Genomic DNA, 8,557 nt, shown 5'->3' with positions numbered 1-8,557 from the left:
TGCAGGACGACGGCCACCGTGTACTCGTCGGCGGACAGTTGGCGGCGCGCTCGGCGGGGCCGGTGCCGGGGTGGGCGATGGTCCGCTTGAGCTCGGCCCGGCGCTCGGCGTAGCGGGCGACGACGGCGCGCCGCCGCTCGTTCTTGGCGATCTTGCTCTGCTTGGCCATCAGACCTTCTCCCCCCGGGCGCGGATGCGGGCGACGGCGGCCTCGACGCCGATCGCGTCGACGGTGCGGATGCCCTTGGCGCTCAGCGCCAGCCGGACGTACCGGCCCTCGCCGGGCAGCCAGTAGCGCTTGCGCTGGATGTTGGGGTCGAAGCGGCGGCCGGTGCGGCGGTGCGAGTGCGAGATCGCGTTGCCGAAGCCGGGCCGGCGGCCGGTGAGTTGGCAGCGGGCGGACATGGGTGCTCCCTGGCGTCCGGGAATGGGCAGGACCGGGCTCACGTTACACCAGATGAAAATGACTTCCATTTCGATGTACGGTTCGAGCCAACCCCTCGGACCGGACCCCGAGACCCCGACCCCCAGACCCCAGGAGGACGTCCCATGGCCCGCAGCGAACTGCGCCCGGTGATCAGGCTCCGCTCCACCGCCGGCACCGGCTTCACCTACGTGACCCGCAAGAACCGCCGCAACGACCCGGACCGGATGGTCCTGCGCAAGTACGACCCGGCCGCGGGCCGGCACGTCGACTTCCGCGAGGAGCGCTGACCCCGGACGCGCGAACGGCGCCTCCCCGGACTCGGGGAGGCGCCGTTCGCGGCCTGGCCGCTCGGCTCAGGAGCCCTCGGGCGTCCAGCGCTGCTCGACCCGGGCGAGCTTCCAGTACCCGATCGCGATCGCCCAGACGACCACGAACAGCCCGGCGATGGCGTAGCCCACGTTGTCCAGCGAGATGTCCGCGACGAACCCGGTGACCGGGTCGGTCAGGTCGAGCTTCTCGTGCAGCACCCCGACCAGCTCGATGGTGCCGATGATGAAGGCCACCGCGATCGACAGACCCGTGATGGTCAGGTTGTAGTACACCTTCCGGACCGGGTTGGCGAAGGCCCACTGGTACGCGAAGTTCATGAACGTCCCGTCCAGGGTGTCGAACAGGCTCATCCCCGCCGCGAACAGCAGCGGCAGGCAGACGATCGCGTACCAGGGCAGCCCGGAGGCCGCGCCCGAGCCGGCCATCACCATCAGGGTGACCTCGGTCGCCGTGTCGAAGCCCAGGCCCAGCACCATGCCCACCGGGAACATCTGCCCCGGCCGGGTGATCGAACGGGTCGCCCGGTTCAGCACCCGGGCCATGAAGCCGCGCGAGTCGAGGTGCGCCTCCAGCTCCTTCTCGTCGAACTTCCCGGCCCGCATCGAGCGGAACACCCTGAGGATGCCGAGCAGCGCCGCCAGGTTGAGCGCGCCGATCAGGTAGAGGAACACGCCGGAGGTGGTCGTCCCGATCACGCCCAGCCACTTGTGGGTGGCCGACTCGTCGTCCATCAGCGTGTTCGCCAGCTGCGCGCCGCCCGCCACCAGGGCGGCCATCAGCACCACCATCGAGGAGTGCCCGAGGGCGAACCAGAAGCCCACCGAGACCGGCCGCTTGCCGTCCGCCATCAGCTTGCGGGTGGTGTTGTCGATCACCGCGATGTGGTCGGCGTCGAAGGCGTGCCGCATGCCGAGGGTGTACGCGGTGATGCCGAGGCCCACCCCGAAGACCTGGGTACCGACCGCGTACCGCTCGGGCGCGACCAGGAAGATCAGCGTGCCGAAGGCCACCACGTGCATGGCCACGATCACCGCCATCAGCCCGGCCGTACGGACGGTGTCCTCGCGCCGCCATCTGAAGCTGGGCAGCACGGAAGGGGCCGGCTTCGCGCCGGCGGCAACGGTTTCGGGCAGGGTCATCTGCGGATCACGCTCCAGCACCTCGTGGAAAACCTCGTGAGATGCCGTGGCCGGTCTCCTGGCTGACGGGATACCCGTGCCCGCCTTCCCAGGTGCGCGAGGCACCCAGTGGCTCCGTGGGCACGGACGACGTTCCTCCGCGGGCGGAGGAACGACCCGATCACAGTGGCGAGGGCCGCTCCGGGCTGGGACCCCTGAGGGTCCGTCACCGGTCTTCCCGAGCACCACGGCGGGGAACACCGTAGGGGCCGCGCCCCGACCCGTGCAAGGCTGCGCACCTGCGCAGGTGTCCAGGATCACAGGCGGCCGCCTGCAAGAATGTCCGCATGCATCTCGTACCGGCCGACCGCGCGGGCCACCGCACCATCGACGGGCACCGGGTCTGCGAGGCCATCGCCGCGATCGGCGACCCCGCGCACGTCCGGTCCTGGGCCGAACGGTTCTCCCTGCTCGCCGACCCCGGACGGCTCGCCCTGCTGCTCGCCCTCCACCGGGCCGGCCCGCTCGCCGTCAGCGACCTCGCGGTGGCCACCGGCATGCGCGACCCCGCCGTCTCCCAGGCCCTGCGGCTGCTCCGCACGGCCGGCGTGGTCACCGGCGACCGGGACGGACGAGTGGTGCGCTACCGGCTCGTGGACGAGGCCATGCGCCCCCTCCTCGACGAGTGCGCCGCCGCCGAGCACCACGAGCCCAGCGCGGCGGTGGGCTGACCCCTCCCGCCGACGCCTGCCCGACCTGCCGACTCCCGCTCGGGCCGCCGACTCCCGCCCGGTCCGCTGACTCCCGCTCGGGAAGGCGCGCCGTGAACGGCCCCGGCCAGTACGATCATGATGTGCCGTCCCACCCCCATGCCTGGCCCGCCGACCGCTGGAACACCGACCCGGTCAAGGCCCGCGTGCTGGCGGTCGCCCGCACCCTCACCTCGGCCACCCGGGTGCTGGACGTCCTCTCCCTGCTGAGCCCGCACGGCATCGAGTGGTACTTCACCGTCAACCCCGGTTCCGTCTTCGCCGACCGCGCCCTGGACGAGTACCTGCACGGCCTGTCCGGCTTCACCGTGCTGGACTGGGACGACGCCGTCCGCCACCGCTTCGACCTGGCCGTCGCCTGCGCCGTCCACTCCTCCATGCACCGCCTGGACGCCCGCCTCGTCGTCCTGCCGCACGGCGCCGGCTACAACCGCCTGGTCACCGAGTCCACCGGCGACACGGTCAGCGCCGCCGGCCTCTCCCGCAACGAACTCACCCACCGCGGGCGGGTGTTCGTGGACGTCCTCGGGCTCTCCCACCCCGAACAGCTGGACCGGCTGCGGACCTCCTGCCCCGAGGCCCTGGACGTCGCCCGGGTGGTCGGCGACCCGTGCTTCGACCGGATGCTCGCCAGCCGGCGCTCCCGGGACGGCTACCGCGCCGCGCTCGGCGCCGTCGGCGGCCGACGGCTCGTCGTCGTCAGCTCCACCTGGAGCGAGCACTCGTTATTCGGCCGCCACCCCGACCTGCCCCGGCGGCTCGTCCGCCAACTGCCCGCCGACGAGTACACGGTGGCCGTCGTCCTGCACCCCAACGTGTGGAGCCGCCACGCCCCCGGGGCGCTGCTCGACGACGCCCGCCGGATGGGCCTGCGCCTGATCCCGCCCCACCAGGGCTGGCAGGCCGCGCTCGTCGCCGCCGACTGCGTGATCGGCGACCACGGCTCGGTCACCGTCTACGGCGCCGCCCTGGAACACCGCACCATGCTCGTCGCCACCGGCGCCGCCGAACTCGACCCGCGCTCCCCCAGCTACGCCTTCGGCCAGGCCGCCCCCGTCCTCGACCCGGACGGGGACCTCGCCGCCCAGCTCGAACGGGCCCTCGCCGAGGCCCCGACCGGCCTGCGCGAGATCACCGACCGCTCACTCGCCCACCGCGGCGAATCCGCCCGGCTGCTGCGCCCGCTGCTCTACTCCTTCCTGGACGGCCTGGACGAACCCGGGGACGAACCGGCCCTGCCGCCCTACCCCAGGCCCGTCCCCTGCCCCGGGGCCGCCGAGTGGCCCACCGCGTACGACGTCGAGGGCAGCACCGAGGGGACCGAGGTGAGCCTGCGGCGCTACCCCTTCCACCCGGACGACCACACCCCGCGCGGCTTCCACGCCCTCACCGACGAGCACCCGGGCGACGCCCTTCGCTACACGGCCGAGGTGATCGCCCGCACCGAGGCGCACGCCGAACGCCCCGCCACCCGCTGGCTCGCCGACACCGCCGCCGAACTGCCCGGCCTCGCCGTCGCGGTGGCCGCCCTCGGCCCGGCCCGCCACCTGCTCCGGCTGCACGGCGGCCGGCTGCTGGAGGCCCGCGCCGAACCGGACTGGGGCCGCCCCGACCCCGCCGTCGACCCACTGCTGCTCGGCTCCGCCGTGGCCTGCTGGCTCGCCGACGGCGGCGACCCGGCCGGCCTCCCCAAGCACGGACTCACCGTCCGCACCGGCGGGCACCGCACCCGGGTGTCCTTCCGTACCGGGCCCTGACCCCGCCCGCCCGCTACGGACCGCCCCTCGGCCCGGACCGCCCCTCAGCCCGCCAGCTGCCGCAGCCGCTCGCGGCTGCGCTCCGCCAGCTCCGCGTCGTCCAGCTCCTCGGCGAGGGTGACGAGCAGGGTGTGGGCCTGCGCCTCCTTCGCGTACTGGTTCCGCTCCTTGGCCTGCCGGGCGCAGTCGTCCGCGTGGACGACGGCGAGGTCCAGCTGCCCGAGCGCCCGGTGGGCCCGGGCCCGGACCAGCGGCAGCTTCATCAGCATGTCGTTGTCCCGCGTCCGCCCGGCCCGGGCGGTGGCCTCGGCCAGCAGGGTCAGCGCCTCCTCCGGACGGCCGTCGGCGATCAGCGCCTGCGCCAGGTTGTAGCTCTGGACGATCTCGCCGTGGTCGTCGCCCCGGTTCTCCGCCAGGGCCAGGGTGAAGCGCTCCACCGCGTCGCCCGGGCGGCCGTCGGCCAGGCAGAGCAGGCCGTCGGTCTCGTAGAGCACCCCGACCACCCGGCGGTTCGTCACCAGCGGGACCAGCTCCGTGGCGAGCGCCAGCTGCTCGGCGGCGAGCCGGTACTCCTTGCGCTCCTGGTGGGCGCGGGCGAGCTGGTTGCGCATCTTGACCACGGCGGCCGGCTGGTTGTCCCACTGGGCCGACTCGATGCCGAGCCGGTGGGTGGCGATCCAGTCGTCGTAGAGCTTGCGGCCGTGGTACAGCGGCCAGAGCGACTCGCAGAGCCGCCACACCTCGCCGTGCCACCCCTTTTTGGATGCCGTCTCCACCGCCGCCCGCAGATTGGCGCGTTCGGCGTGCAGCCACCGCATGGCGGCGGTCTCGGAGTCGAAGCCGGGCAGGTCGTCACCGCTCGGGTCCTGCAAGCGGAGTCTCTCCCTGCCCATCGTTCGATCGGCGAGCGACGCACGGCCCCGGAAGTACGCCACATCACGTTCCAGGAGCTCCTCCTGGCACGGTAGTTCACGGGCACAGGCGTAGGCATGCGTCCGCACCACGTCATGGGCCTGGTAGCGATCCCCTGGACCGTCGTCCACCACCTCGTCCAACAGGTGCACGAGGTACAACTCGTCCAGGGCCTCCGCCGCCTGCTCGACGCCCACCGCAGCCGCGAGTTCAGCCGACACGTGGGGACCGGGGTGCACTCCGATCAGGTGGTACAGCACACGAGCCTGTGGCGAGAGCCGTTCATACACCGGGTCGTAGGTCCGCCGGAGATTTCCCTCGTCGTTGTCCAGCACAGCCAACCTGCGCTCCTGGTCCCTCAGTTCGGCCACCACCTGGCCCACCTTGAGGCGCGAACGGCCCAACAGCTGGCCCCCGACCGCGTTCAGGGCGAGCGGTAGTCCCTCACAACGCTCCACCAGCGCCGCGATCTCTCCGGCGGCGCCCCGCTCGGGCCCCAGCCAGCCACGCACCAGCGCCGCACCGGCCGCCGCACTGAGCCGGTCCAGCTGCTGCACCACGGCACCGTCCATGCGAAGCGCGCCCAGCCGTCGTTCCCGGCTCGCGGCCACCACCAGTCCCGCCGACGGGAGCAGGGCGCGGACCTCGGCGGCGTGCTCGGCATTGTCCAGGAAGATCAGACACCGCTTCTCGGCGGTTGCCGTACGGAACTCCGCGAAGCGCGCCGCTTCTTCGTCCGGAGACTCCTTCCCGAGAGCGCGCAGAAACATCTGCACGACCCCCGGGAGGTCCACCCCGGCCTGGTGCCGGTAGGCCTTGAGATCGACGTACAGCACGCCACCCGGAAAGTGCGCCGCACGCTCCTCGGCGAACTTCACCACCAACTCGGTCTTTCCCACCCCGCCCAGGCCGGTGAAGGCCACGATGGCAAGCCCACCCTCGTCGACCCTTCGCAATGCGGCAGTGAGCATGGCGATCTCGCGCTCACGGTTGACGAAGGTCTCACGTGGCGGCCGGGTCTGATGCGGCGTCGACACCTCCCGCGGCTGGTGGAGGTGCACCGACCCGATGCTCCCGGCCTGCACCACATGGCCGCCCACCGTGGCGCCTGACACGGTGTTGGCCACCTCGTGCCGCTCCATCCGCCTGCTCCCTCCGGCCGCCCGGGCCCCAGCCTACGGGCTGGGCACCCGGCCGGAGGGGCGCTCGGGTGTCACCGGGGGGTGATCTCGCCCATCTCGCCCCAGCCGTCCATGCCGGGGATCTCGATCGAGACGATCTGCGGCTTGGCGGCCACGGCGTACGACATGTCGTCCATGGCCTTGGTGAAGTGCGCGGACTCCACGTGCTCCTTGCCGGCGTCGCCGTCGCGGAACGCCTCGACCAGGACGAACTCGTTGGCGTTGTCGACGCTGCGGGACCACTCGAAGAAGAGGTTGCCGGGCTCGCTGCGGGTGGCCTGGGTGAAACCGTCGACCAGGTCGAGCCACTCGTCGGCGCGCTCGGGGCGGACCGCGAACTTGACCGTAATGAAGATCATGGGACTTCCTTCCCTTCCACGTTCACACGTGGCCGTGCGGACGGGTGCCCGCCGCTCGGCGGGCACCCGTCCATCGTCGCAGGTCAGAAGGGCTCTCCACGACACGGGGGCGTCGCGCGTCCCGGCTCGGGCCGGTCACGCCGCCTGGCAGGCGGGGCACCAGAAGAGGTTGCGGGCGGCGTGCTCCTCCGTCCGCACGTCGGTGCCGCAGACCAGGCAGGGCATGGCGGCCCGCCGGTAGACGTACACCTCGCCGCCGTGGTCGTCCACCCGGGGCGGGCGGCCCATCGCCTCGGGGGTGTGCTCGGGGCGGACGGTGTCGATCCGGCCCGCGGTGACGCCCTCGCGCATCAGGGCGACCAGGTCGGCCCAGATCGCGTCCCACTCCCGGCGGGTGAGGTCGCGCCCGGCCCGGTGCGGGTCGATGCCGTGGCGGAACAGCACCTCGGCCCGGTAGACGTTGCCCACCCCGGCCAGCACCTTCTGGTCCATCAGCAGCGCCGCGACGGTCGTCCGGCTGCCGGATATCCGGCGCCAGGCGGCCTCCGGGTCGGCGTCGGCGCGCAGCGGGTCGGGGCCGAGCCGGGCGGCGACGGCGGCCTTCTGGTCGTCCGTGACGAGCGCGCAGGTGTTGGGCCCGCGCAGGTCGGCGTAGCCGTCCTCGTTCTCCAGCCGCAGCCGGACCAGCCCGACCGGCGCGGGCGCCGGGCCGGTGCCGAAGGTGAAGCCGCCGTAGAGGCCGAGGTGGACGTGCACCCAGGCGCCCTCCTCGAAGCCGAGGAAGAGGTGCTTGCCGGTGGCCTCCGCGCCGGTGAGCAGCTGCCCGTCGATCACCTTGGCCTCGTCGGCGAACCGGCCCTGCGGGCTGGAGACCCGCACCGGGCGGCCGCCGAAGGCCTCGCGGTTCTCGGTGGCGAGGCGGTGGATGATGTGGCCTTCGGGCACGGGCGTCGGCTCCTCCGGGCTCGGCGACTGGACCCGTCCATCATCGCAGCCGGCACCGACAGCCCCGTGCCGCCGCGGGTCAGCGGACCGGGACGCCCATCAGCCGGGCCAGGATGACGCGGTCCAGCTCGGCGGCCGTCCCGGCGACGTCCAGGGCGGAGTTGTCGATGATCGGCAGCCCGGAGTTGTACCAGCCGGCCATCCGCCCGTGGATGCGGGCCACCTCCTCGTCCCCGAGCCGGCGGTTGCCGCTGCGCCGGGCGTTGCGGTGCAGCACCGAGTCCAGGCTGGGCAGCAGCACGACCGGGATCATGCCGGGGCCGATGTGCCGCTTCCAGCCGCCGAGGCCGATCGCCGGGCGGTCCGGGAAGACGGCGTCGTCGATGATGCAGGAGATGCCGTTGGCCAGGTAGTTGCGGCAGGCGAAGCCGCAGGTGCGGCGGGCCAGCCGGTACTGCGCCTCGGAGGCGTTGTTCCAGCCGGACTGCGGGTTGGCGAAGCCCGCCTGCACCCACTCGCGGACGTCGTCCAGGCTGATGTGCGCGGTCGGGGTGGGCCGCCGCTCGGCCCAGTGGCGGGCGACGGTGGTCTTGCCGGCCCCGGCCGGTCCGATCAGCAGGACGGCTATCGGCCCGGTGGCCGCGTGCTGCCGCGGCGGGTGGGCCGGCAGTTGGACGGGTGCGCCGGACGGCAGCAGGAAGTGCCCGGTGCCCCCGGCGGGCACGGGCGGCGCGCTCGGCACGGGTACGGCCGCGGGG

9 protein-coding genes and 1 riboswitch are annotated in these 8,557 nt (G+C 73.1%); of the genes, 3 read left to right on the top strand and 6 right to left on the bottom strand.

Translation table 11 applies throughout. The features are described 5' to 3' along the window. Nucleotides 1–168 precede the first annotated feature (168 nt). Nucleotides 169–405, bottom strand: a complete 237-nt coding sequence (gene rpmB / locus AE652_RS28360; RefSeq protein WP_049656558.1) for a 50S ribosomal protein L28 — start codon at nt 403–405, stop codon at nt 169–171. 144 nt (nt 406–549) lie between these two features. On the opposite strand from rpmB, the gene rpmG reads away from it, so the two are divergent. Next, the gene (rpmG, locus tag AE652_RS28355) at nt 550–714 is read left to right on the top strand and encodes a 50S ribosomal protein L33 (RefSeq protein WP_049656556.1); all 165 of its coding nucleotides are present in this window, start codon (nt 550–552) and stop codon (nt 712–714) included. 66 nt (nt 715–780) lie between these two features. Here the strand turns inward: rpmG and AE652_RS28350 are convergent, their stop codons facing one another. Further along, nucleotides 781–1,896, bottom strand: coding sequence for a HoxN/HupN/NixA family nickel/cobalt transporter (locus tag AE652_RS28350; RefSeq protein WP_049656561.1), 1,116 nt, complete (start codon nt 1,894–1,896; stop codon nt 781–783). A gap of 30 nt (nt 1,897–1,926) precedes the next feature. Beyond that, a riboswitch (cobalamin riboswitch) is annotated at nt 1,927–2,140 on the bottom strand. Nucleotides 2,141–2,222: 82 nt separating this feature from the next. Between AE652_RS28350 and AE652_RS28345 the strand changes: the two genes are divergently transcribed. Both AE652_RS28345 and AE652_RS28340 read left to right on the top strand, forming a co-directional pair. After that, entirely contained in the window at nt 2,223–2,606 is a 384-nt protein-coding gene (locus AE652_RS28345; protein WP_049656554.1) for a metalloregulator ArsR/SmtB family transcription factor, read from the top strand. Between the two features lie 122 nt (nt 2,607–2,728). After that, nucleotides 2,729–4,402 (top strand): hypothetical protein, encoded by a 1,674-nt coding sequence (locus AE652_RS28340; RefSeq protein ID WP_049656551.1) that lies wholly within the window; start codon nt 2,729–2,731, stop codon nt 4,400–4,402. A gap of 44 nt (nt 4,403–4,446) precedes the next feature. On the opposite strand, the gene AE652_RS28335 is transcribed toward AE652_RS28340, so the two are convergent. The 4 genes from AE652_RS28335 to AE652_RS28320 form a co-directional block, all read right to left on the bottom strand. Next, nucleotides 4,447–6,456 carry a tetratricopeptide repeat protein gene (locus tag AE652_RS28335; protein ID WP_049656549.1) on the bottom strand — a complete coding sequence of 670 codons (2,010 nt, stop codon included), beginning with the start codon at nt 6,454–6,456 and terminating at the stop codon, nt 4,447–4,449. A gap of 71 nt (nt 6,457–6,527) precedes the next feature. Then, nucleotides 6,528–6,854 carry a putative quinol monooxygenase gene (locus AE652_RS28330; protein ID WP_049656546.1) on the bottom strand — a complete coding sequence of 109 codons (327 nt, stop codon included), beginning with the start codon at nt 6,852–6,854 and terminating at the stop codon, nt 6,528–6,530. Between the two features lie 135 nt (nt 6,855–6,989). Beyond that, on the bottom strand, nt 6,990–7,799 hold the full coding sequence (locus tag AE652_RS28325) for an Fpg/Nei family DNA glycosylase (RefSeq protein ID WP_049656544.1): 810 nt from the start codon (nt 7,797–7,799) through the stop codon (nt 6,990–6,992). A gap of 79 nt (nt 7,800–7,878) precedes the next feature. Next, nucleotides 7,879–8,541 (bottom strand): AAA family ATPase, encoded by a 663-nt coding sequence (locus AE652_RS28320; RefSeq protein WP_082346024.1) that lies wholly within the window; start codon nt 8,539–8,541, stop codon nt 7,879–7,881. Nucleotides 8,542–8,557: the final 16 nt, after the last annotated feature.

The sequence above is a fragment of the Kitasatospora sp. MY 5-36 genome, from assembly GCF_001182915.1.
GTDB lineage: Bacteria > Actinomycetota > Actinomycetes > Streptomycetales > Streptomycetaceae > Kitasatospora.
Note: the sequence above shows the minus strand (reverse complement) of the source record. Positions and strands in the feature narration are given on the sequence as shown.

Bases quoted from the DNA above. Each gene is read 5' to 3' on its own strand.
- rpmG (WP_049656556.1), top strand. From the start codon at position 550: ATGGCCCGCAGCGAACTGCGCCCGGTGATCAGGCTCCGCTCCACCGCC.
- AE652_RS28345 (WP_049656554.1), top strand. From the start codon at position 2,223: ATGCATCTCGTACCGGCCGACCGCGCGGGCCACCGCACCATCGACGGG.
- AE652_RS28330 (WP_049656546.1), bottom strand. From the start codon at position 6,854: ATGATCTTCATTACGGTCAAGTTCGCGGTCCGCCCCGAGCGCGCCGAC.
- AE652_RS28335 (WP_049656549.1), bottom strand. From the start codon at position 6,456: ATGGAGCGGCACGAGGTGGCCAACACCGTGTCAGGCGCCACGGTGGGC.
- AE652_RS28350 (WP_049656561.1), bottom strand. From the start codon at position 1,896: ATGACCCTGCCCGAAACCGTTGCCGCCGGCGCGAAGCCGGCCCCTTCC.
- rpmB (WP_049656558.1), bottom strand. From the start codon at position 405: ATGTCCGCCCGCTGCCAACTCACCGGCCGCCGGCCCGGCTTCGGCAAC.